General features: G+C 36.8%; 20 protein-coding genes. 13 read left to right on the top strand and 7 right to left on the bottom strand.

Going from position 1 to position 22,666, the window contains the following annotated elements:
* Positions 1–594: 594 nt before the first annotated feature.
* Together lysS and G8E00_RS04560 are read left to right on the top strand one after the other, a co-directional pair.
* Complete coding sequence (gene lysS / locus G8E00_RS04555; RefSeq protein ID WP_166222223.1) at positions 595–2,124, top strand: lysine--tRNA ligase; 1,530 nt, start codon at positions 595–597, stop codon at positions 2,122–2,124.
* A gap of 385 nt (positions 2,125–2,509) precedes the next feature.
* Positions 2,510–3,928 carry a capsule assembly Wzi family protein gene (locus tag G8E00_RS04560; RefSeq protein WP_166222225.1) on the top strand — a complete coding sequence of 473 codons (1,419 nt, stop codon included), beginning with the start codon at positions 2,510–2,512 and terminating at the stop codon, positions 3,926–3,928.
* Positions 3,929–4,014: 86 nt separating this feature from the next.
* On the opposite strand, the gene G8E00_RS04565 is transcribed toward G8E00_RS04560, so the two are convergent.
* Positions 4,015–4,548, bottom strand: coding sequence for a hypothetical protein (locus G8E00_RS04565; RefSeq protein ID WP_166012286.1), 534 nt, complete (start codon positions 4,546–4,548; stop codon positions 4,015–4,017).
* 29 nt (positions 4,549–4,577) lie between these two features.
* On the bottom strand, positions 4,578–5,024 hold the full coding sequence (locus tag G8E00_RS04570) for a GNAT family N-acetyltransferase (RefSeq protein WP_166222227.1): 447 nt from the start codon (positions 5,022–5,024) through the stop codon (positions 4,578–4,580).
* 147 nt (positions 5,025–5,171) lie between these two features.
* Here G8E00_RS04570 and cysD point away from each other — a divergent pair, with 147 nt between their 5' ends.
* From cysD to G8E00_RS04600, 6 genes are all read left to right on the top strand, one after another.
* Positions 5,172–6,086, top strand: coding sequence for a sulfate adenylyltransferase subunit CysD (cysD, locus tag G8E00_RS04575; RefSeq protein ID WP_166012288.1), 915 nt, complete (start codon positions 5,172–5,174; stop codon positions 6,084–6,086).
* A 150-nt stretch (positions 6,087–6,236) separates the two neighbouring features.
* Positions 6,237–7,853: a sulfate adenylyltransferase subunit CysN gene (gene cysN / locus G8E00_RS04580; RefSeq protein WP_166222229.1), complete on the top strand. Its 1,617-nt coding sequence runs from the start codon at positions 6,237–6,239 to the stop codon at positions 7,851–7,853.
* Between the two features lie 79 nt (positions 7,854–7,932).
* Positions 7,933–8,697, top strand: coding sequence for an FRG domain-containing protein (locus G8E00_RS04585; protein WP_196782003.1), 765 nt, complete (start codon positions 7,933–7,935; stop codon positions 8,695–8,697).
* The gene (locus G8E00_RS04590) at positions 8,698–9,957 is read left to right on the top strand and encodes a DUF262 domain-containing protein (RefSeq protein WP_166222231.1); all 1,260 of its coding nucleotides are present in this window, start codon (positions 8,698–8,700) and stop codon (positions 9,955–9,957) included.
* 60 nt (positions 9,958–10,017) lie between these two features.
* Positions 10,018–10,911, top strand: coding sequence for an SDR family oxidoreductase (locus tag G8E00_RS04595; RefSeq protein ID WP_166222244.1), 894 nt, complete (start codon positions 10,018–10,020; stop codon positions 10,909–10,911).
* Positions 10,912–11,042: 131 nt separating this feature from the next.
* Entirely contained in the window at positions 11,043–11,315 is a 273-nt protein-coding gene (locus G8E00_RS04600) for a hypothetical protein (protein WP_406741451.1), read from the top strand.
* A 66-nt stretch (positions 11,316–11,381) separates the two neighbouring features.
* Here the strand turns inward: G8E00_RS04600 and G8E00_RS04605 are convergent, their stop codons facing one another.
* The 3 genes from G8E00_RS04605 to G8E00_RS04615 all read right to left on the bottom strand — a co-directional run bounded on the left by G8E00_RS04605 (position 11,382) and on the right by G8E00_RS04615 (position 14,046).
* Complete coding sequence (locus G8E00_RS04605; protein WP_166222246.1) at positions 11,382–12,200, bottom strand: serine/threonine protein kinase; 819 nt, start codon at positions 12,198–12,200, stop codon at positions 11,382–11,384.
* Positions 12,201–12,513: 313 nt separating this feature from the next.
* On the bottom strand, positions 12,514–13,362 hold the full coding sequence (locus G8E00_RS04610; RefSeq protein WP_166226417.1) for a 5'-methylthioadenosine/S-adenosylhomocysteine nucleosidase: 849 nt from the start codon (positions 13,360–13,362) through the stop codon (positions 12,514–12,516).
* A 456-nt stretch (positions 13,363–13,818) separates the two neighbouring features.
* Positions 13,819–14,046 (bottom strand): hypothetical protein, encoded by a 228-nt coding sequence (locus G8E00_RS04615; RefSeq protein ID WP_166012294.1) that lies wholly within the window; start codon positions 14,044–14,046, stop codon positions 13,819–13,821.
* An 868-nt stretch (positions 14,047–14,914) separates the two neighbouring features.
* Here G8E00_RS04615 and G8E00_RS04620 point away from each other — a divergent pair.
* The 3 genes from G8E00_RS04620 (at position 14,915) to G8E00_RS04630 (ending at position 17,745) form a co-directional block, all read left to right on the top strand.
* Positions 14,915–15,904, top strand: coding sequence for an NAD(P)H-quinone oxidoreductase (locus G8E00_RS04620; protein WP_166222248.1), 990 nt, complete (start codon positions 14,915–14,917; stop codon positions 15,902–15,904).
* Between the two features lie 288 nt (positions 15,905–16,192).
* Positions 16,193–16,933, top strand: coding sequence for a carbonic anhydrase (locus tag G8E00_RS04625; protein WP_166222258.1), 741 nt, complete (start codon positions 16,193–16,195; stop codon positions 16,931–16,933).
* Positions 16,934–17,421: 488 nt separating this feature from the next.
* On the top strand, positions 17,422–17,745 hold the full coding sequence (locus G8E00_RS04630; protein ID WP_166012296.1) for a hypothetical protein: 324 nt from the start codon (positions 17,422–17,424) through the stop codon (positions 17,743–17,745).
* Between the two features lie 134 nt (positions 17,746–17,879).
* Here the strand turns inward: G8E00_RS04630 and G8E00_RS04635 are convergent, their stop codons facing one another.
* Positions 17,880–19,046, bottom strand: a complete 1,167-nt coding sequence (locus tag G8E00_RS04635) for a sterol desaturase family protein (RefSeq protein WP_166222260.1) — start codon at positions 19,044–19,046, stop codon at positions 17,880–17,882.
* 278 nt (positions 19,047–19,324) lie between these two features.
* Here G8E00_RS04635 and G8E00_RS04640 point away from each other — a divergent pair, with 278 nt between their 5' ends.
* On the top strand, positions 19,325–20,746 hold the full coding sequence (locus tag G8E00_RS04640; protein WP_166222262.1) for an amidase: 1,422 nt from the start codon (positions 19,325–19,327) through the stop codon (positions 20,744–20,746).
* A 103-nt stretch (positions 20,747–20,849) separates the two neighbouring features.
* Here the strand turns inward: G8E00_RS04640 and G8E00_RS04645 are convergent, their stop codons facing one another.
* Positions 20,850–21,458 carry a hypothetical protein gene (locus G8E00_RS04645; protein WP_227591395.1) on the bottom strand — a complete coding sequence of 203 codons (609 nt, stop codon included), beginning with the start codon at positions 21,456–21,458 and terminating at the stop codon, positions 20,850–20,852.
* Between the two features lie 170 nt (positions 21,459–21,628).
* Between G8E00_RS04645 and G8E00_RS04650 the strand changes: the two genes are divergently transcribed.
* A complete protein-coding gene (locus G8E00_RS04650) occupies positions 21,629–22,660 on the top strand; it encodes a molecular chaperone DnaJ (RefSeq protein ID WP_166222264.1) in 1,032 nt (343 codons plus the stop codon).
* The last annotated feature ends 6 nt before the right edge of the window (positions 22,661–22,666 follow it).

Consider the following 22,666-nt stretch of genomic DNA (forward strand, 5'->3'; position numbering starts at 1 on the left):
GCATTTGGTCTAAGCATGTTTATTTCGAAATCTTAAAAAAGTCTGGTTGTGATGTTTTTGTGCTCATTTTTTAAGTTTAGATCACCAAGTATAGCTTGGTGAGCGAAATATAGGATTGTGCATCAGGCTTAAGTCTAGGTTTTGTTGGTATTTTAGCTAAGAGTGTATTGTGATATAGGCTAGAACAACACAAAAAGGTTGTAATAGATGCTGTGAAATTCAGATTTGTTCAGCGTGCAAAATATTTGATGTAATTCACTACATGAACCACAAGAAATATGGATGTATCTATTTACATTACACATAGATTACTCAGATTACTTGGATACAACGCTCTCGAGGGTGGTATGTACTTGTGAATGACTCAATCCATAGATGTGTATGAATGCGTTTAATAATATCTGACATCATATATATGTGGGTTAAATGTCGAATCATGTTCAGCAAGACTCACTCAATTCTTGAAATACGAATGGATAAAAATGTATTGAAATCTTGAATTTAATAAATTTGCGGTGACGAGTACTGCGTTTTGGCTTGTAAATCTGCTATGCTATGCAACTTCCGTTTTTTTCATACATATTCGAGGCAGAAATGACGCAAAATAACGCTCAATCGACTTCAGAACCCGCTATTTCCGAAAACGATTTAATTGCACAGCGTCATGCCAAGTTAAAGCATATTGAACAGCATGCTCAAGAAAAGGGTGTAAGCCCTTGGCCAAACACGTTTAAACGTGAGCACTACGCACAAGATTTACAAGAACAATTTGCAGATCAATCTAAAGAAGAGATTGAAGCTGGCGAAAAAACGTATGTGTCTGTTGCTGGTCGTGTCATGTTGAACCGTGGTTCATTCATTGTGATCCAAGACATGACAGGCCGTATTCAGCTTTATGTACCGCGTAAAGAATTGGCTGAAGATGATTTAAACACCATCAAGAGTCTAGACCTTGGCGATATTATCGCGATTAAAGGTTATATCAGTCGTTCAGGTAAAGGTGATCTTTATGTTCATATCGAACATTTTGAATTACTGACTAAATCACTTCGTCCGCTTCCTGATAAATTCCACGGTCTTACAGATACTGAAGCAAAATACCGCAAACGTTATTTAGATCTTATCGTCAACGAAGAAACGCGTAAAACGTTTGAGATTCGTGCAAAAGTGGTTTCAGGTATTCGTAACTACTTGACCAATGAACGTTATATGGAAGTTGAAACACCAATGATGCATATCATCCCTGGTGGTGCTTCAGCGCGTCCATTTGAAACGCATCATAATGCTTTAGATATGCCATTGTTCTTACGTATTGCACCTGAGCTTTACTTAAAACGTTTGGTGGTCGGTGGTTTTGAACGTGTCTTTGAAATTAACCGTAACTTCCGTAACGAAGGTGTATCTACACGTCATAACCCAGAATTCACCATGATCGAATTCTACCAAGCCTATGCAGATTACAAAGACCTCATGGCTTTGACTGAAAGCATGCTTGAAAAATTAGCGATCGATATTTTAGGTTCAACTGACGTTCCTTATGGCGATGAAGTATATAGCTTCAAAGGTCCATTTAAGAAAATCTCAATGTTCGATGCCATTCTTGAACATAATCCGCAATTCACACCTGAAAATGTCGGTGACCGTGAATTCCTAGCGACATTTGTTGAAGAAGAGTTGAAAGAGAAAGTTAAACCTGGTTTTGGTCTAGGCAAACTTCAAACGATTGTATTTGAAGAAACTGTTGAAACTCAACTTCGTCAACCGACCTTTATTACAGAATACCCAGCGGAAACATCACCACTTGCACGTCGTAATGATGACAATCCTCATATTACTGACCGTTTTGAATTCTTCATTGGTGGTCGTGAGTTGGCAAATGGTTTCTCAGAATTAAATGATCCAATTGACCAAGCTGAACGTTTCCAAGCTCAAGTTGCTGAAAAAGATGCTGGTGATGATGAAGCAATGCATTTTGATGCTGACTTTATTGAAGCACTTGAATATGGTTTACCTCCGACAGCAGGTGAAGGGATTGGTATTGACCGTCTTGTGATGTTATTTGCCAATGCGCCAAGTATTCGTGATGTGATTTTATTCCCGCATATGCGTCGTAAAGATCATTGATCGGTATTGAAGTTTGATTAGTTGAATTTATTGTAAAAAAGCCACTCATAGGAGTGGCTTTTTTTGATCAAAACATATGTGATGTTATGCATTTATGCAGTCAATGTACTGAGTTTAGTTGATAAAATACTGAGTTTAGCTGGTAAAAAAAGAATTTAAACGATCAATTATGAAATAGGGTATATCCATTTTATGCGTGAGCATAGCGTTTTTATAATAGAATAATAGTGGTGAATAAATCATACAATAATTACAAAATGCATACAAAGTCACAACTTATTAAACGTATATATCGAGCTATAAGGGACTTAATTTTAACCATTACTCAATATATAAGATCTCAAAGCATATGCTTTTTCCTAAAAAAACAACTCAAAAATTTTTAATGACAGCTCTCTGTTCGGCTTTGTCATTACCTTTATTTGCACAAGGTTTAGTACTCAATGACGAAAATCTTCGCACTGATCTAAACTGGTTAAATCAACAAGGGGTGATTCAAATTAGTACCTCCACTTGGCCTATGAGTGGGGATGAAATTCAGCGTGCACTCATCAATGCACAAGTTCAGAATCGTACGCAACAGAAAGTGATTGATTCGATTAAAGATGCCTTAGAACGTCAAAATCAAACTGCAAAATTGGGTTTATTTGCTGAAAGTGATGACAAAAATTTACCACAAAATTTTGCTGATTCTCGTAAAGCACAATATGTGGGTAATCTAGAATTCAATGCGGGTGGCACAAATTGGGATGCCCGATTACGCATTAATGCTGAAGACAAAAAACAAATTGAATCTGATCATGACGTCAATGTTGAAGGTTCTTATTTGGCGGGGAAACTTTGGAACCAATGGTTAATTGCGGGTCAAATCCCGACCTATTGGGGTCCTGGTCATGACGGAAGCTTAATTCGAGGAGATGCGAGTCGTCCTGTATATGGGTTTACTGCTCAGCGTGCAGAACAAAAAGCTTTTGAAACAAAGTGGTTGTCATGGATTGGACCTTGGCAATACCAAGCCTTTGCGGGTCAATTAGATGACTATGCTGCCATTCCACATACGAAATTATTAGGTCTACGTTTAACGGCTCAACCATTACCGTATTTGGAATTGGGTGCATCACGTTCTATGCAATGGGGTGGTAAAGGGCGTTCAGAAAGCTTTGATACTTTGTGGAATGCCATCAAAGGCAATGATAACTTTGACAATGGTGACCTCGATAAATCTAACCAGATTGCGGGTTTTGATGCACGTTTGAATCTGAATCAATGGTTGAATGTTCCGATGAGTGTCTATGGTCAATACGTGGGTGAAGATGAAGCGGGATTGCTGCCTGCCAAGAAAATGTATTTGGCTGGTGTAGATTATTCATCCACTGTCAATGATTTACCGTATCAAGTCTATGCTGAATGGGCAGATACCCGAACCAATGGTCATGTCGATGGTATTTCATATACCCATTACATTTATAAAGATGGCTATTATCAACATGGTTTCCCTTTGGCGCATGCCTTAGGGGGAGATGGTCAAATGGTCTCGGTCGGTGGTGATATTCGATTTGATCCAATGAATCGACTCAGTGGTCGCGTGCTTTTTGCGAAAGTGAATCAAAGTAATCGAGTGATCAATCATGCATTTCCATTGGATGATGATATTAAAGCACTTGATTTAACGTGGACACATTATGTATCGCCTCGAATTCCACTGAAAATCAATGGCTGGGTTGCAGATTCTGACCGTCGAGGTAATGATGGTGGTGCATCGATTGGTGTCGAAATTCCATTAGATAAAGATTTGTTTAAGTAAATTCGATTTAAACTCATCAGATCGATAAAAAAGCCCCATCATTTGATGGGGCTTTCTTATGCAGGATAAATAGGTTTTGTTTTAACTTAGTTCAACGCTGTTTGAATACGAACTTTCATTTCTAAACTAAGCTCTAAAATATAATCCTTCATCCATTGATGTTGCAGACCCATCGGATTGGTTTTCAATGCTGTATTTAAAAAATCAAGTTCAGCCTGAGCGAACAATTGAGAGGTGATCATCTCGGTGACTTGATCTGTGTTGGCATGTAATGGACAGCGCAATAGATAAAAATGTTTTGGATAGTTGTAAAAGGCATAACATAAGTTAAACGCCTTTTGTTCGCCTTTTAAATTCCATGTGCCAATTTCAGAACTGCGATCTTGATTGCTATGTGTCACGCCAATGAGAAATTCGATCTGTTCATCTAGAACGTTAAGACCAAACTGCAAACCGAGTTGATCAGCAGTTAAGTCGTGTTGAACAAAAATATTCAATGCAGCGCCATCTTCAGTAAATGGCTCTTGCAAAACTAAAATTTGATCTTGCTGATAAATATGACCTGCAAGTTTGGCTTGTTCTAAACGTTGTTGAATGTGTTCAAGTGTTTTGCTGTTCATAAGGAAAAAAACAAGGCGTATAGAAAAAGTTAATGTAGAGCTTTTTTATACTGGATAAAACCTGTTTTGCTCGCAATTCGATCATAAAGTAACTGAGCTGTATGATTGCTGTCATGTGTCAGCCAATAAACACGGTCAAATTTGCCTGTACAGACTGCATAACTATGCTCGATTAAACGACGAGCCAGCCCTTGATTTCTATAATCATTATGGATAAATAAATCTTGCAGATAGCAATAGGGCAAAGTTGTCCATGTGCTGTCATGAGAGATTAAATGAACAAATCCAACCACTTGATCGTCAACTTGAATGGCATAACCAAACATATTTGTATGATTATTATCCAATAGTCGCTCCCAAGTCAGTTTTGTTTGCTGTTCAGATAATGCAGTTTGATAAAAAGTCAGGTAACCTTGCCACAGCGAAAGCCACGCCGAATATGTGCATTCGGTGAGCGATATAATCTTTATAGTCAACTTGTTCTCCTATTCCAGTTTTTGTTTATGATATTTTTATATATTAATATGAAAAAACAAGCAAAAGGAAGGAAGTCTAAATCACTATAATGAATATAAATTTTCAAAAGTGTCATAAGTACACGTTTTTCTAAGCTGGTGTTCTCCATGTCGTTAAATGAGGAAAGACTTACTCATCTCAAACAGCTCGAAGCTGAGAGTATTCATATCATCCGCGAAGTTGCTGCCGAGTTTGAAAATCCGGTCATGCTGTATTCAATTGGTAAAGATTCAGCAGTCATGCTCCATCTTGCGCTCAAAGCGTTCTACCCAGCGAAACTTCCATTCCCACTGTTGCATGTCGATACAGGCTGGAAGTTCAAAGACATGATCAAATTCCGCGACAACATGGCAAAAACCCATGGTTTCGATTTGATTGTACACCAGAACAAAGAGGGTAAAGATGCTGGGATCAATCCATTTGATCACGGTAGTTCTAAATATACGGACATCATGAAAACTCAAGGCTTAAAACAAGCTTTGGATAAATACAAGTTCGATGCTGCCTTTGGTGGCGCACGTCGTGATGAAGAAAAATCACGTGCCAAAGAACGTGTCTATTCATTCCGTGATACCAAACACCGTTGGGATCCGAAAAACCAACGTCCTGAACTTTGGAATCTTTACAACGGTAAAGTGAACAAAGGCGAAAGTATTCGTGTATTCCCATTGTCAAACTGGACTGAGCTTGATATTTGGCAATACATCTACTTGGAAAGCATTCCACTGGTACCTTTATACTTGGCTGCAGAACGTCCTGTGGTTGAGCGTAGCGGTACACTGATTATGGTGGATGATGAGCGTATGCCTTTGAAAGATGGTGAAGTTCCACAAATGAAATCGGTTCGTTTCCGTACTTTAGGTTGTTACCCGTTAACAGGTGCAGTTGAATCAACTGCCAATACCTTGCCGGAAATTATTCAAGAGATGCTCTTGGCAACCAGCTCAGAACGTCAAGGTCGTATGATTGACCATGATGAAGCAGGTTCGATGGAGAAGAAGAAGCAAGAGGGTTACTTCTAGGCATCTTCAAAATCTTCCCCTAACCCCTTCTTTGATAAAGAAGGGGAACTCCTAAAAGAACGGAGTAAAGTCTCCCTTTACTAAAGGGAGATTTAGAGGGATTAGAAGACTAAGCAACCGATTTCTAAAGAATATGTGGAGTTTTGAGCAATGTCTCATCAATCAGATTTAATTAGCCAAGACATCTTGGCATATTTAAAACAGCACGAAAATAAAGACTTATTGCGTTTTTTAACTTGCGGTAATGTGGACGATGGTAAATCGACTTTAATTGGTCGTCTACTTTACGATTCAAAATTGATTTATGAAGATCAATTGCAAGCGGTAACACGTGACTCGAAAAAAGTCGGTACGACAGGTGATGCACCTGACTTGGCTTTACTTGTAGATGGTCTACAAGCAGAGCGTGAGCAAGGGATTACCATTGATGTAGCGTATCGTTATTTCTCAACAGAAAAACGTAAGTTCATCATTGCGGATACGCCAGGGCATGAGCAGTACACACGTAACATGGCAACAGGTGCATCTACCTGTGACCTTGCGATCATCTTGATTGATGCGCGTTATGGTGTGCAAACTCAAACTCGCCGTCATACTTATATTGCAAGCTTGCTGGGTATTAAGAACATTATTGTTGCAATCAACAAAATGGACTTGGTGGAATTCTCTGAAGCTCGCTTCAATGAAATTCAAGTCGACTATGCAAACTTCGTTGCACAGTTGGGCGACCGTAAACCATCGAACATCATCTTTACGCCAATTTCTGCGTTAAATGGTGACAACGTGGTGAACAAATCTGCAAATACACCGTGGTATACAGGCGAAACCTTAATGGGTACGCTTGAGTCGGTTGAAATTAACCGTGACACCGTGAAGCATGATTTCCGTTTCCCAGTGCAATATGTGAACCGTCCGAACCTCGACTTCCGTGGTTTTGCGGGTACTGTTGCGCTTGGTGAAGTGAAAGTGGGCGATGAGATTGTTGCATTACCTTCTGGTAAGAAATCGACGGTTAAAGAAATCGTCACCTTTGATGGTAACCTTGATCGTGCATTTGCAGGTCAAGCAGTGACATTGACGTTGAATGATGAGATTGACGTATCACGTGGTAACGTGTTGATCCGTGCAGATCAAGGCATTCCAGCGATTTCTCGTTCAGTTCAAGCGACTGTGGTGTGGATGGCTGACCAACCACTTGTGATTGGCAAGTTGTACAACATCAAGATTGGTACACAAACTGTTCCTGCAAAAGTCACAGCGATTAACTTCCGTACCAATGTGAACACGCTTGAACAAATGCAAGTGGATCACCTTGAGTTAAATGCGATTGCCAATGTAACTGTTGAATTTGATGCGCCAGTGGTATTTGACCGTTATCAAGACAGCCGTTATACAGGTTCGTTTATCTTCATTGATCGTTTAAACAATGTGACGATTGGTGCAGGTATGGTGGAAGCGTCTGTTGAATGGTCTGCGCATACAACTCCTGTAACTGCTGAAGATCGTGCTGCTCGTTTGGGTCAAAAACCTGCTGCGGTAACTGTGTCTGAAAAGGCATTGGAAAATGCGCAAGCGATTGAGAATTTGTTGCTTCAACAAGGTATTGTGGCAATTGCGAAGGCAGGTCTAGATGCTGCTCAAGTGGCATTGCTTCGTGAGACAGGTATTGTGGTTATCACAACTGTTGCTGAAGGGACTGATGTTACTTTTGCGGATGAGTCTGCTGAAGCATTGGCCGAGAAGATTGTGGAATTGGTTCGTCTGTAAGAGTCTGAATTGATGTAAAAATCCACTTTTAATAAGTGGATTTTTTTTATACAATAAAATTAAAAGTACCAAGATAAATATGAAGATGGAAATTTGTGAAATTGAAAAATTAAGTGAATTTATAGCCTATTTAGAAGATTTACCTAGGAATTATTCTTTATCAAGAGGTCAATCTAAAAGCTATACATTATTGCCTAGTGCGTTTAGATACGATGAAAATGGTAATAGATTATTTAGGAAAATAGATATTAAAAGGTTTTTGGATGATTTTAAGGTAAATTCTCATCCTTATATAACAAATGTAAATTTTCTAAAGCATGATAATGAATGGATGATTTATGCCCAACATTATGGAATTCCAACAAGATTATTAGATTTCACATATTCTCATATCATCTCTCTAATGTTTGCATTAGAAAATTCATTTAATGAAAGAGAACCTGAAAATGGGGTTATTTGGTTTTTAGATCCTTGCGCTTTAAATTTGCAGGGTACTGATGGTTCAAGTAAGAAGGTTTTAAATTTAGCTGATAATGCACAAGAAATTGATCAGGCGACTACGCCAGTAGTAGTTACTTGTCATAAAATACATGAACGAATTAATGCTCAAAATGGGCTTTTTGTTTATTTTCAAGAAGAAAATAATCAGCCATTAGAAGATATAGCAAATCAAAATGTTTTAAAAAAATTAGTAATAAATAAAGAAAGTAAAAAAGATATCTTAAAGTCATTATCGTCACTAGGTATTGGTTATTCATCCATATATCCTGAGCTTTCATCGGTTTCAAAAGATATTATGCTGAAAAGAAATATTGAAGAATATTTAAAAGGAATGGAGGAATAAATGAATTTTCCAAAAATTGATCCAAAGGATAGAAATAGCTCAATTCGAGATTTAAATAAACAAATTAAACATGGATTAAGACTTCAAGAATTAACCAATAAGGATATAGAAGAGCTGTCAGAAGATGAAAGGTTTGATTATGTAGATGCCATTATTGTTCAACCCGATTATCAGCGTGAATATAGATATACTATTGCTGATGAAAGCTTATTAGTAGAATCTATTATAGTGGGTATTCCTGTTCCGCCCATATTTTTGGCTAATACACGTTTTTTAGGAATTCAGGTTCTGAATGTGGTTGATGGGCAACATAGACTGACAGCATTTTATAGATATATTAATAATGAGTTTAAATTACAAGGGTTGAAGTTATGTGCTGACTTAAATGATAAATATTTCAAAGATTTAGAGTCTGAAATTAAAGAAAAAATTATTTCAGCAAATATTCAACAAATTATTTTTAAAGAATTTCCTGGTAAAGTTTTTGAGTTGGAGATTTTTAATAGATACAACAAAGGGACAAAACCACTTACACCACAGGAAATTCGTAATGCTGTATATGGATCAAAGTTTAACTCGTATGTTAATAGCTTTTCAAAGATGATTTGTACGCAAGTATCTGATTTCGATATTTACACACGTGATGAGTTAAAAAAATTAGGTGTAATATATAATGCCACTCAAGATAGATTTTTAAAGAAAAAAATACAAGAAAGTATCTTTGTCATTTTTAATATTCTTGAGTTTGGGTTTAGTGATCAATTAAAAAAATCCCCCCAATATGCTGATTCATATATGAAGCAAAAAGCTGAATTTGAAGATGAATTGAATAAATTGGAATTAGAGTATGAAACTAAGTCTGTTAATTCTGATGTAACTCAAATAGAAGTAAAAAGAGAAGAAAAAAAAATCGCGATCGATAAAAATTTTAATATTATGAAAGAATATTTTCGGCAGTTTAATGATTTAGTACTCAAAATTAATGAAAAAGTAGAATATCCCTTCTCAAGAGAAATTTATGGAATTTCGAGTCGAAATTATAAATTTCAAATTTCTATTGCAATGATATTAGCTGGATTGGTGAATAAACTGTTAACAACTGGCGAAAGTGTTGAAAATTTAAAAAATATTGATGCATTGACAAAATATTTGAGCGATCTATTAGGAAATTCTTATTTAGAAGATTCTGAATACAATGCTTCATCAACAAATTATGTAGAACTTACTAGATTGATTGAAAATTGGATATTTCTAAGATAGTTGTCGAAAACCAGTTAACCTTAATTTAGATAATGACATTAAGAAGTAAAGAATAATTTAATGCAAAAACCATATAACTCCATCTTCAACCCAAAAGCCTTTCAAAACCAAGTCATCATCATTACAGGTGGTGGCTCAGGCATTGGACGCTGTACCGCACATGAACTTACTTCACTTGGCGCACAAGTCATCATCACAGGACGTACCCAAGAAAAACTCGACAAAGTCGTGGCGGAAATTACTGAAGATGGTGGTAAAGCCTACGCTATAACCTGTGATAATCGAGATGAAAGCCAAGTCAAAGCCATGATTGCTGAGGTGATTGAAAAATTTGGAAGACTGGATGGCTTGGTGAATAACGCAGGTGGACAATTTCCTGCCCATTTAGAAAAAATCTCTGCCAATGGTTTTGATGCGGTGATCAAAAATAACTTGCATGCGACTTTTTACCTCATGCGAGAAGCCTATAACCAGTGGATGGAACAGCATGGCGGAAGCATCGTCAATATGACCGCTGACATGTGGGGAGGAATGCCAAACATGGGACATTCAGGCGCAGCTCGGGCAGGGGTGGATAACCTGACCAAAACCGCTGCTGTTGAGTGGGGGAAATCAGGTGTACGGGTCAATGCCGTTGCCCCAGGTTGGATACTCTCATCAGGCATGGATACCTATACAGGAGACATGGCGGAAAAAGTCATTCCAAGCATGGCACAACACGTTCCACTACAACGTATGGGGACTGAGTCTGAAGTGTCATCGGCGATAGTCTACTTACTTTCAGAAGCATCAAAATTTATCTCTGGTGTGACTATTCGAATCGATGGTGGGGCATCTTTAGGTACTCGAATATTCCCATTATCTACTGCAAAAAATAATGAAGCTTATAATGGCTTTCATCGTTCATTTCTTCCCAATGTTGTACAAGGTCTTAAAGAAAACAAAGATGAATGATGAAATAAGAAAATGGAAAGCTTAAATTTACTGATTCATTGAACTGTTTGATTGAATATTAAACATTTGTGTTTTGGTTGATATTTCACATAAACCATTTCCCATTAAAATAGATGAATGGGGGATTATTTGTGAAAAAAATATTATTTTTAATGGCTTTATCTTGTTTCGCACAAGCTGAAGCAAAATCGAACAGTCAAAATACAGAAGCAATCAAGCAAAAAATTATTCAAGAATCCATTGAAAACTATTCTGGAAATTGTCCCTGCCCATACAATACGGCCCGTAATGGAAGTCGTTGTGGTAAACGCAGTGCATACAGCCGTGTAGGCGGTCAAACGCCAGTGTGTTATCCAGAAGATGTGACCGATGCGATGATTAAAGCTTATCGTGCAAGAAAATGATCAATTTTTAAACAATGAGTATTTATGAATGAATGGCGTAGAAAAATAATAAAGTATTACTCAGACTCATTTAAAGAGTTGTGATGATATCAACTGATATTCATGTTGAATCATGCCGAGTAATTCAATCGATTTGATCAGACGCAGACCATCTTTACCCAATTTTTCAGGCTTAAATTTTGCAATCCATTGGATTTTGCCAGCCACACGACTGACTTCAGCAAAGGATTGCGAATGCCCAGCCAACACTTGAGTAATAAGCAAACTGGCTTGAGCTAATTCATCGCGATTGAAATAAGCCGCTGTCGAAAAAATAAAACATAACCAATCACGTGATTGACATTGTTCAATAGTGAGCACTGCAGCAGGGTCGGTTTCAAAATCTATAAAGGTGAGGTTTTGATCTTGATCAATCAATATATTCCGCGCAAAAGCTTCACTCAAATAAGCCCGTTGTAGATGAGTTTGCTGTAACGCTTGAATAGCTTTACGATACACATCTAAACGCTGTGCAGTGGTCTTTTGCTTTTTTAAAGTGAGACCTAATTCAGCACACTGTTCATTGGGTGGAGCTGCATCGCTGATCAGAAAAGCATCATGATCTTGCGCTAATATTTGAGGAACACGAATATGCTGAGTATGTAACTGAATTAGACGTTGAATCTCGCAAGCAATGGCAACATCACCACCAAAATTTGGAATAGGTGAAAGTACTTCCAAACGAAGGAGTTTCGAGGCCCATCTTAAAGGTAAGTAAATCCAAGTCGAATGACGTTTCGACGCTTTTTTTAACCATACTTTATGACCTTGAATCAGATAACTCTGAACTGATTTCGTTTGTACGGTTTTCTTTTTAGCTAAGAATGTTGAATATGCTGTGGTCATTGAATATTCTTCTATTTATAGATTTAATTTTTCGCTATTTTAGCATCTGGCTTAATCAAGTATATAGCAAATCTAAACCATACAAATTTAATCATGATTTGTATAAGAATCTGAGTTAAATAAAATATTTAAATATCGATTTGATAAATATCATGTTTTATAAAGATGAAAGAAGGCGTGTGTTGTAAATAAGAAGGTATTTTCTATAAATAATTTGATGTGTGTTTTTTTTGTTTCTTTAAAGTTGCTTGATGAATTCAAGCAACTTTAATATCGGGTTAAAATATTGAATAAAAATTGATTTATAAGTGGTTTAGCTTGTTGGTTGTTTCGCTTTCATATATTCAACCACGACATCAAGCACGAATTCCTGACATGCTTCACCTGTACCTGCATCATATGCACCGCCATTGGTGATGTTATTTGAAAGTACCCGAATACCGAGAAAAGGAACGTTAAATTGTGCTGCAATTTGTGCAACCGATGCGCCTTCCATTTCTTCGGCAGAAGTTCCATAATTTTGGTGGAAAAAAGCAATGCGATCTAACTCATTATTCCAAACATCTGCAGCGCCCAATGTGCCTTCAACAACTTGACCTTTTTTATAGTTGAGTTTGGCTTTTTGTGCTGCTGCGAGTAAACCAGCATCACCTTCAAATTTACGGATGGCAATTGGTTCAGGATCGGACTCATCTTCAGGAAAAACATCAAAAGCTTCAGTCCAATTTAATGCATTGGACCCACCACCCACAGGTAATTGTGGTGTTCTAAAAGCACCAATATTGGTGGTGTATTTACCCAAAACAATATCATAGACATTTAATGCAGGGTCATGACCACCTGATGTACCTTGGTTAATAATCGCAACTGGGTTGTAGCGGGTGATCGCAATGGTTGTCGCAGCAGCAGAATTGCTCATGCCCATACGAGTTTTAGAAATAATGACGGGATAACCTTGATAAGTGCCTTTCCAAAATTTCCAACCACCAACGGTTTCAACCGTGGTATCACTGAGTTTAGCTGCCAAACTTTCAGTTTCTATAGGCAGTGCACCTTGAATCACAATAGGTTGTAGATTTTTCTTCGAATCCGTTTGTTGCGCTTTGTCGTCATCATTGCATCCCGCTAATGCGATGATGCCAAAGGCACAAATCGTGGTCATTATTTTCTTAAACATCGTTTCAATCCTTAAATCATAAAATCAGGCTAGCGTATTCGGGTGTTTATGAATTCATATTGTTTTGATTTGGAGCATTACATTAAAAAATGATCATTAAAATTTGTTTTCTGCTATATGGGCGCAAAATTTTCATCTAAGAAAGCAAAGTATAGTCTTGGCCAAGAATGTTATTCTAAATACATACCATAAAATATATAAATTATTGATTAATTTATTTATTTTAAATCGATTTAATTTCTTTTATATAAGTGTAGAGCTTAAGATAAAAGTTGAAATGTTACTGGTTCACATGTCAAAAACTCAATATTCAGAAGCTTAATAAAAAAAAGTAAGACCCCAGCGAACCGCGGTCTTACTTATTTAAGACATAAGTCATTTAATAAATTAAAGAATTAATTTACGAAAGGGACTGTAATGTATTAAAGCTGTGGCTTGTATTTATAGATCGCCAGTATTTTCGTCGCAACCTGGTTCTGGTGCTGGCTCTGGTTCAGGACATGGTTGAGGAGGACAAGGTTGAGGTACTGGTTGGCAAACAGGTGGTTTTGGAGTTAGGCAAGAGAAAATTGACTTAACTACGTTTACTTTGAAAGCGACCACTTTGCCGATTAGACCTAATGTACCACCAGATACTGAATCAATTTCTTTTTGAGATAATTCAATCATTTTTATTTCCAGATTATTGTTAAGTAAGTCTAAAGTATATGGGATGAAAAAAAATCAATGTGTAGTAAAAATATTTCCACTTTGTAATATAGTGTAATGAAAATTGCCACTTCAGTAGTCAATGTTAATCTATAAAAATAAAGTATATAGCAAGCAATAAAAGTAATAAAAAAAATAAGTTATTAATATCAAAGCATTGTATTGCAATGCGCTTCACCTATTTTCCAATTTAAAAGAATCTTAATTTTTTTTTCATTTTATTGTCACATTCTTCCAATCCGATTTTTATATAAATTGTGTTTCTTATGTTATTAATCAATTTTATCTAGAACCTAAAACCCACGACTTTAGCTCCTATTTAAATCAAAATTAATGCGTAATGTTTCACATAAAATAATTATGTTTGTGAATATGAGCACTGATCAAATTATATTTAGTCTAAAATCCGTAAACATGACTTAATAATAAATTTAAACTTATATAATTGGATGTTGTAAGGCGGAAACTTATGAAAATTGAACTAGTGTTTTGATAATCAAAATTATTTTTTTGAAATTTTCCTATTCAAAATTGCTTTTGAAAAGAATTGATGTAATAAATTTGGCATTTAGAATAATACATAATTAAGAAAAACTAAACAAATTAGCGATTAAATAATACTCAATTTTCTTGAGGATTTTATTCATTTCGACGCATTTTGCAACTGTTTACGTGCACATCTTTATTCTAAAGTATGCATCGAAGTTAAAGATGCTTTTTCAATATGACGCTTCGTTGAACTCAAGTTGTATATGGCTTTTTTTGTTGAGCTGTTTATGTTCCAATAAAATAAATGAAATTGAAAAGTAGCATAAAAGGAACGTGTTCAATGACTCAAATGCAGATGCGCCAAGTCATCATTACTGAGGCTGGTGGCCCAGAAAAACTCGCTTTTGAGCAAGTACCAGTGCCGAAAGTTACAGCAAATGAAGTGCTCGTAAAGGTACATGCTTTTGGTATCAATCGTCCTGATATACTGCAACGTCAAGGCCTATACCCGATGCCAAAAGGGGTAACACCTGTACCTGGTTTAGAAGTGGCTGGCGTTGTAGAAGCGGTAGGTGAACAGGTGACTCAATTTAAAGTGGGTGATCTGGTGTGTGGTTTAACCAATGGTGGTGGTTATGCCGAGTATTGTGTTGTCCCTGAGAGTCAAACTTTAAATATTCCAGAAAATGTAAGCTTCGTTCAAGCAGCGGCGATTCCTGAAACATTCTTTACTGTATGGGCAAATGTATTCCAAATGGCGCATGCTAAAGCGGGTGAGACTGTATTGGTTCATGGTGGTAGTAGTGGGATTGGAACTACAGCACTGATGTTATGTAAGGCATTGGGATTGAAAACGTTTGCCACTGTCGGTTCAGATGAGAAAGTTCAAGCCATTTCAAATTTAACCACCGCAATTAATTACAAAACCCAAGATTTTGAACAAGTCATTAATGCAGCCAATGGCAATGCAGGTGTTGATATTGTTTTAGATATCGTCGGCGCACCTTATTTGGAACGTAATTTGAACTTACTACGTCGTGATGGACGTCTGGTTTATATTGCTTTCTTGGGTGGTGCTAAGGCGAAAGATGTAAAACTTGGTCAAATTATGATGAAACGCTTGACCATTACAGGTTCAACGATGCGGGCACGTAATACTGAAGAAAAAGCAGATATCGCCCGTGGTCTAAAACAGACTGTTTTACCTTTATGGGAAAAGGGTGAATGTCTCCCCATGATCTATAAAACCTTTACATTTGATCAAATACAAGATGCGCATATTGCGATGGATAAAGGTGATCATGTGGGCAAAATTGTGGTTGTAATGTGATGTAAAAATAAGTTATTTTCTTACTTGAGTGGGTTTTATACTCACTCAAGTTCGTGTACTTGCTGTGCGCTGTAAATGTTAATTAGGTCAAATTATACTAACAGACCTGCTGTTAAACGCTGTAAATAACAATGTTTAAATTGGGCTTGCAGTGAGCAATGTTGTAAGTCGCAATGCTGTAAATGATGATGCTCATTGCATCAAAAACAATAAAAACGTCTTTAAACGTGATTAAAACAACAGACTTTAAATACAATAAAGAAAAAACAATAAAAGAGTAACTTTAAAATGAAAAAATTAAAATATCTCAGTGTATTAACTACGCTTGTCAGTTCTATAGCTTTAGCAGATGAGGCTGGAGAATGGAGTTATGACAAGGAACTTGGACCTGCGCATTGGGCACAATTAAATTCTAAATATGCATCATGCAGTGGTTTAAATCAGTCGCCGATCAATATCGATAAGACCATCAAATCTGAATTAGAGCCCTTAAAATTTGATTACAAAGATCAAGCGACAGTCAAAGACATTGTAAATCTTGGGCATACCGTTCAAGTGAATTTTGAGGCGGGTGCGAAACTTATAGTTGATGGTAAAACTTTTAACTTGAAACAATTTCATTTGCATACACCCAGTGAAAACCTGATTAAAGGAAAGCAATATCCATTGGAAATGCATATGGTGCATGTCTCTGATGATGGTGAATTGGCTGTTATTGGTGTCATGTTTGATGAAGGTAAAAGCAATATAAGTCTTGCCAAAGTGATGGCAGACTTCCCTCGAAAATCAGGAGATGTAAAAGTACCTCAATCTAAAATTATCGCTTCAGATTTTCTCATCACCAAGCAAGCTTATTATCGTTTTAACGGCTCGCTAACGACGCCACCTTGTACCGAAGGTGTTCGTTGGTTGGTGATGAAAGACATTCAACAGGCATCAAAAGAACAGATTAAGGCATTTAGTGACAGTATCGGGCATAGCAATAGCCGACCTGTTCAGAAAATTGGTGCACGACCAATTTTAGAATGAGATTGAGTAAATTATGATTGAATAAATTAAGGCTGAATACACTCACGTTTTAAGGGTTTAGATGTAATTTGATTGTTGTTTACAGTAGATGGGATCTAAGTTGCAAGATTGAGAAAAGCAGTTCATTTTGAGCTGCTTTTTTTATTGAAAAAGCAAAAGTTATAGGTAAAGCGCATACTTTTGAATAGGGATTCAGACCATAATGAGTAGCGTATTATTCATGATCTCATTGTGATAATTTAGATTTATTTATGATTAAAATTCATAAAATATCATTAAAATATTTGATATTGATATAAAACAATGAGCTATGGTTAGTTTTGATTTGGCGTTATTTTGTCATTGTTTAAAATTAATAAAAAATTACACGAATGTTTGACAGTTTTTAAAAGAAATTTTGATTGATTTTTATATGGTTGCTTGGACCCAATTTTTTAATATTGTGTGGGTCAATTTTAATCATTCCAATAATATGATCGAGGTATGACATGAACATTACTGAATTAAACCAAGACGAAATTAACTTAGTTCACGGGGCTGGCACCTTAGTCGGTGACGGCTTGATTGAAGTCGGCAATTCACTCAATAACTTTTTAAATATTCCATTTATTTCTTCATTTGGACATGCATTTAGCAATGTCGGCCTAGGCGTGCCACACGGTATTGTGGACTTGAGTGGATGGGCAGCATCACAAGCTTTAATTGCGACTGGAAAAGTGTTGGGTGGAAATGCATCAGTTGCTCAAACCCATTGGAATCATGATTATAATCGTGGTGATTACAACGTTATTCCAAAATGGATTACTGGTTAATCCAGACTTTATTATTTGTTCTTCATAAAGCAGAACAGTAATTTAATAAAAAATCAGGTGAATTGTTGAGTGCAATCACCTGATTTTTTTAATGTCTTAGATTGGTATTTGAAATGCTACCTCATGATCAAAGACTAATGAGGTGTTTGTTTCTGACTTTCACGACGCTTCTTCCAGCGATTAATATATTTTTTAAATGGCCAAGTAAACTGCTGAACAAAGCTATTCGGAATTTTATAGCCGACAGTTCCATATTTGCTCGCCAAATGCTCTGGCATATACATACTTTTAAAAATAACATCGTAAAGCGGGATAAATGCAGCATAATTTTTGTCAATCGCAGGCTTTTCTGATGAGTGATGCCAATGATGAAACTCAGGTGTTGCAATAATCCAACGTAAATAAGGAAAGCGAAAGCGCACATTGGAATGAATAAAAATTGCATGAAAAGAAATAAAGATGAGATAGGCAAAAACAGCTGAGGTATGAAAGCCCAATAAGAAGATTGGCAATGTTGCAATAAAGCGGGTCATGAGCACTTCAACAATGTGTAATCTGGATGATGCCAGCCAATCCATATGTTCCGTTGAGTGATGAATGGCATGAAAACGCCACAGAAAATCAACTTCATGTAAACAGCGATGAATCCAATAGGTCGTAAGATCGACCACAATTAAAAGCTCAATAAACTGCAACCAAATGGGTTGTGCTTGGATATAAGGCACAATTGGATTATTGGGAATATGGGTAATCCAATACTGAATAGGCATGACGGTTAAAAAAGTAAACAGCTGAATGCCGACATGACTGAACATGAAATATTTCATGTCTGTCACCCAACCCACACGTAAAATTTTCTGATTAGGATTTTTGGCAAAGAAACCTTCAAGTGGGATAAATACCAGTGCCAAGATAACCAAGGTTAGTACAAAATAATCAAAGCCAGCATAGAACGGAACACTTGGCAATACAGGTGCTTTAATCACGCCACATCCTAAAATAGCAGCCAGTAAGGCAAAACACAGTCCATAAAAACCATAACGGTTTTGCCGAACAATGGCACTAAATGAACCAAATCCAGCACTAATAGCAATACAAAACAGTAAAACAAAATAAAACACTTCATGATGCTTGCTATAAATTGGACGCATTTCAGGGGTCGTGAGTACGCTTGGAAACATGAAACACAATGCCCCAAATATGCAAAGTAAACCTACAGACATTGAAATAAAGGCACTGATTTTACCTTTACCCGCATTAAGATCTAAATTTTCAAATTTCTCACGAAGTTGATCTGTCATGTTTTAATTCTTATGAATATTTATATGTGTGCAAATTTAACAGATACTTAAAACAATTGGGAGGGTTTTGTTAAAAAAATAATGAGCATTTTTTAAATATCATTAGTTAAAACAAAGTCTTATATTTATATAAATGTTGGTTGACTGACATATTTGATCGATTGTAGAAGATAGGTTGTTTAGCTAAATTAAAAGTCATGCGCATATTCGGCATTTACATTGCATAAAAGCATGAATTTGATTAGATTAAAAATTGATAAAAACAAACAGAGTGCATAATGGCGAGCAATCAAATAAGAATTTCAGCATTTACAGACGATGTTTTGGCGGACCATGATGCCATGGGGATAGCAAAGCTTATTGCCAGTAAAGAGGTATCTGTCCAAGAAGTCATTGAAGCTTCTGTACAACGTGCAAAAAAGGTGAATCCTACATTAAATGCAGTAGCTCTAGATTGTTTTGAGCAAGCCATTTCACAACCTTCTTTTATCAATAATCGTCCATTTTCAGGTGTGCCTTTTTTTATTAAAGATAATTTAGATATTGCTGGATTACCGACGCAACATGGGGCGGTAGCCATAAAAGCCTTGCCTGCGAAAAGTACACCACAGATTAGTCAGCATTTATTGGATCAAGGGTTCCAGTTGATGGGTAAATCAAAGCTTCCTGAGTTTGGATTGAATGCTTCAACTGAGTTTGCGGATGGTTCATCGACCAAAAACCCGTGGCATACGGATTATTCTTGTGGGGCATCCTCAGGTGGTTCTGCGGCTTTGGTGGCATCAGGTGTCGTTCCGATTGCCCATGCCAATGATGGTGGCGGTTCGATTCGTATACCTGCGGCAGCCTGTGGGCTCATTGGTTTAAAACCCAGTCGAGGACGTACAGTGGATAGTGATGCTGCAAGAAGCTTACCCATCAATATCATTTCTGAAGGGGTGCTTACACGTTCAGTGCGTGACACTGCACATTTTTTTGCGGGGATGGAAATAAGTTATAGCAATCCAAAATTACCCATGATTGGTTTGATCGAAGGTGCTTCAAACCGGAAATTACGAATAGGGGTGATGGAGCAGTCTATCGTCGGGCAGGTCGATGCTGAAACTTTAAAAACCGTTCGTGATACCGCGGATTTGTTGCAACAATTGGGGCATGATGTTGAGTTGTATCAACTGCCGATTCCAACGACTTTTGTTGATGATTTTAGTCATTACTGGGGATTTTTGTCATTTCTACTGAAAAAAACAGGTCGATTTACTTTTAATGGGGAGTTTGATGTCACCCAGTTAGATCATTTAACGATGGGCTTGGCCAATTTGTATAAAAAGAATTTTTATAAAACACCATTATTTTTATATCGTCTAAAACGTTTAGTAAGTGTCTATAGAGCAGTATTTCAACGATATGATGTGATTTTAACGCCTGTACTTGCTCATACCACACCGAAACTGGGGTATTTATCACCAGAGCTTGATTTTGAAACTTTGTTCGATCATCTACAGCATTATGTGACGTTTACCCCTGTGCAAAATGTTGTGGGTGCGCCTGCAATTTCATTACCGATGGGTAAAACTGAAATAGATGCTTTGCCAATAGGGGTACAGATATCTGCTGATATTGGGGATGAAAAGACCTTGATTGAACTGGCATATCAGATTGAAGCGGCGAAGCCGTGGCGTCGAATTCAGGATGAGCTTTGATTTGAATGATGTTCTGATTGGGGGGCTGAGCAAGTTTTAAAACTTGCACAGCAGAAGGTGTATTACAATATTAACAATCAATAGATTTGACCGAAGATAAGGATTAATCAAGATGAATACGCTGAACTTTATCTTTGTCTATATAAAATAGAGATGTGCCACAAGATTCAGGATAACCCACGGTAATTCCATTATTTTGTAGGATGAAACGTGCTTTAGATGGTGCATCTTCGTATGAAACAAGTTCAGCTTCATCAAGTTTTCTTATATTGACAAATTTTTCGCCTTTTCCCGCTTTTTCAAATACTTCAAAACCATCTAAGTCATATTCTTTATCTTCACTTTCATACCAATACACTTTGTCACTGTCAGCAATACGAAACTCGAATAAGTATTTCATACCTTTTTTGTTTGGGTTTTTCAGTACTTGAAAAGCATCCAGCTTGCCATCGCCATTAAAGTCGATAAGTTTGGGTTTTTTTAGATGTGTAGTATCAACCTCATAACCTTGAGGTAAAGGTGTTGGGTTATTGACCAATATGGTTGATTGAACCGTTGTAGGGATTTCGACAACCTCTAAAGTTTTCACTTCCGATGATGGTTGAGGTTCAGGTTTTTGCTCGACTTTTTGTGAAGGTTTTTCTTGGCATGCTGAAAGCAATAGGGCAATGCTTAAAGTCGAAGTAAGTATTATTTTATTGTGATCGTTCATACGTATTTTCTTATAAATTTTAATTAATTATAGGTTTTAATTTATTTTAAATAAAGAAAATGGTAATGAAAATATAAAATTCATTTTTTTTCAATTTTAAATTGAACTCAGACAAGAATGGGTTTGCGATTTAAATCGCGTATAATTTTTCTTTTTCGCTATTTTTGCTTATGTCATTTGATTTAAAAACCACGATTCAAACGAATATTGAGCTTTCAACGCCTGATAAAAAACTGAATCGTTTGATTGATGAGATTGAACAGCAAAAACGATTGCTTAGTGCATGGCAAAGTGCAAAAGATGAGATTCGTAGTTATAGTCAAAAGGCGCTGATACCTACGTATAGAGAGTTATATACCACGCTGTATGAACAGATGCAGGCTTTGTGGAATAGCCTAAGTTATTATGATTTAAGCAAATCTGATACGGCAGTTGTTGAAGATAAAATCCAAGTACTTACTCGTTTACTGCAAGGCTCACATTTGCTCAGTCAAAAGCATCTTGATGAAGTTGAAAAGATGCATGCGTACTATGAGCAGGCGAGTGAGTACAACAAGAAAAAACCTAAAAAGAAAACAGCAGAGGCTTTAGATGAATCTGAAAATGATCTGGTTCAAGCTGATGATGCATTTGATGATTGGAATAGCGATCAATACCAACAAGCACGTGAAGAAGCCAAGCTGAAACGTCAGCAAGAAAAACAAGCTAAGGCTTCGATGCTAGTGAATCAATCGCTAAAAACCGTGTATTTAAAAATTGCATCGATGATTCATCCTGACCGTGAACCTGATGAATCTAAAAAAGCAGAAAAAACAGAGCTTTTGCAACGTGCCAATGAGGCCTATGAACAAGAAGATTTATTCTTTTTACTCAAACTTCAGCTTGAAGTTGAGCAAAGTAAGAGTGGTTCAAATAAGGGTTTAACTGCGGAGCAAGTCAAGTTTTACCAGCAGGCTTTAGAAGCGCAAAGCCAGTCATTAAAAAAGCAAATTCAGGAATTGATTGATTCACTCGTTTGGTCAAATAAAGCCAAAATTGCGGTAAGTAAGTCAAAAGGGCAACTCAATATTGCAGATTTATATAAACAGATTGATGCGGATGTATCGGCGGTGAAGCAACAGCTTAAAGCAGAGAAGCAAAGGTTGATGTATATGGGGAAAGAGAGTGGGTTGGAGCTGTTGTTGGAGCATGGGGTTTTATGATTTACC

It is taken from the genome of Acinetobacter shaoyimingii (assembly GCF_011578045.1).
Lineage (GTDB): Bacteria > Pseudomonadota > Gammaproteobacteria > Pseudomonadales > Moraxellaceae > Acinetobacter > Acinetobacter shaoyimingii.

What these genes read in the sequence shown, in the direction of transcription:
- G8E00_RS04565 (WP_166012286.1), bottom strand. Translation starts at nt 4,548, where the DNA reads ATGAACAGCAAAACACTTGAACACATTCAACAACGTTTAGAACAAGCC.
- G8E00_RS04640 (WP_166222262.1), top strand. Translation starts at nt 19,325, where the DNA reads ATGGCGAGCAATCAAATAAGAATTTCAGCATTTACAGACGATGTTTTG.
- G8E00_RS04615 (WP_166012294.1), bottom strand. Translation starts at nt 14,046, where the DNA reads ATGATTGAATTATCTCAAAAAGAAATTGATTCAGTATCTGGTGGTACA.
- G8E00_RS04620 (WP_166222248.1), top strand. Translation starts at nt 14,915, where the DNA reads ATGACTCAAATGCAGATGCGCCAAGTCATCATTACTGAGGCTGGTGGC.
- G8E00_RS04605 (WP_166222246.1), bottom strand. Translation starts at nt 12,200, where the DNA reads ATGACCACAGCATATTCAACATTCTTAGCTAAAAAGAAAACCGTACAA.
- lysS (WP_166222223.1), top strand. Translation starts at nt 595, where the DNA reads ATGACGCAAAATAACGCTCAATCGACTTCAGAACCCGCTATTTCCGAA.
- G8E00_RS04585 (WP_196782003.1), top strand. Translation starts at nt 7,933, where the DNA reads ATGAAGATGGAAATTTGTGAAATTGAAAAATTAAGTGAATTTATAGCC.
- G8E00_RS04590 (WP_166222231.1), top strand. Translation starts at nt 8,698, where the DNA reads ATGAATTTTCCAAAAATTGATCCAAAGGATAGAAATAGCTCAATTCGA.
- cysN (WP_166222229.1), top strand. Translation starts at nt 6,237, where the DNA reads ATGTCTCATCAATCAGATTTAATTAGCCAAGACATCTTGGCATATTTA.
- G8E00_RS04635 (WP_166222260.1), bottom strand. Translation starts at nt 19,046, where the DNA reads ATGACAGATCAACTTCGTGAGAAATTTGAAAATTTAGATCTTAATGCG.
- G8E00_RS04650 (WP_166222264.1), top strand. Translation starts at nt 21,629, where the DNA reads ATGTCATTTGATTTAAAAACCACGATTCAAACGAATATTGAGCTTTCA.
- G8E00_RS04610 (WP_166226417.1), bottom strand. Translation starts at nt 13,362, where the DNA reads ATGACCACGATTTGTGCCTTTGGCATCATCGCATTAGCGGGATGCAAT.
- G8E00_RS04645 (WP_227591395.1), bottom strand. Translation starts at nt 21,458, where the DNA reads ATGAACGATCACAATAAAATAATACTTACTTCGACTTTAAGCATTGCC.
- cysD (WP_166012288.1), top strand. Translation starts at nt 5,172, where the DNA reads ATGTCGTTAAATGAGGAAAGACTTACTCATCTCAAACAGCTCGAAGCT.
- G8E00_RS04625 (WP_166222258.1), top strand. Translation starts at nt 16,193, where the DNA reads ATGAAAAAATTAAAATATCTCAGTGTATTAACTACGCTTGTCAGTTCT.
- G8E00_RS04630 (WP_166012296.1), top strand. Translation starts at nt 17,422, where the DNA reads ATGAACATTACTGAATTAAACCAAGACGAAATTAACTTAGTTCACGGG.
- G8E00_RS04560 (WP_166222225.1), top strand. Translation starts at nt 2,510, where the DNA reads ATGACAGCTCTCTGTTCGGCTTTGTCATTACCTTTATTTGCACAAGGT.
- G8E00_RS04595 (WP_166222244.1), top strand. Translation starts at nt 10,018, where the DNA reads ATGCAAAAACCATATAACTCCATCTTCAACCCAAAAGCCTTTCAAAAC.